This window comes from Streptomyces sp. SID13666 (assembly GCF_010548325.1).
In the GTDB taxonomy this organism is placed as follows: domain Bacteria; phylum Actinomycetota; class Actinomycetes; order Streptomycetales; family Streptomycetaceae; genus Actinacidiphila; species Actinacidiphila fildesensis.
In genome coordinates this window covers 1-388 of record NZ_JAAGLX010000241.1, presented here as the reverse complement: position 1 = coordinate 388, position 388 = coordinate 1, and the positions used below count along the sequence as shown (strand labels likewise).

The window sequence follows — 388 nt, the reverse complement described above, 5'->3', positions numbered from 1 at the left end:
ATGATCGCCAACGAGAACGACGACCTGTGGCTGGAGGACGGCAGCCTCATCTCCAAGATCGACCTGGCGTTCTACGACCCCGAGGCGAAGCAGTGGGTCCCGTCCGGCATCGGTGTCGCCTTCGGTGAGACCACCCTCAAGGCCGGCCAGACGGTCGACATCAAGCTCCGCATGACCGTCGCCAAGGACGCCCCGCTGGGCGCCGGCTACGCGTTCGGGTTCACCGGCTACGTGAACGAGGAGGAGAACTGCGCCACCGAGGCGTACGCCTTCTACGACTTCACCGTGATCGGCGCGAGCGCCACCCCGAAGCCGGGTGACGCCGAGGAGAACGAGGGCAAGAAGCCGCAGGGCGGCTTCAAGACCGTCGAGGAGAAGAAGACCCTGG

At 66.0% G+C, this 388-nt stretch carries 1 pseudogene; it reads left to right on the top strand.

Going from position 1 to position 388, the window contains the following annotated elements:
- A pseudogene (locus G3I60_RS44290) lies at positions 1-388 on the top strand (hypothetical protein); the annotation flags it as partial.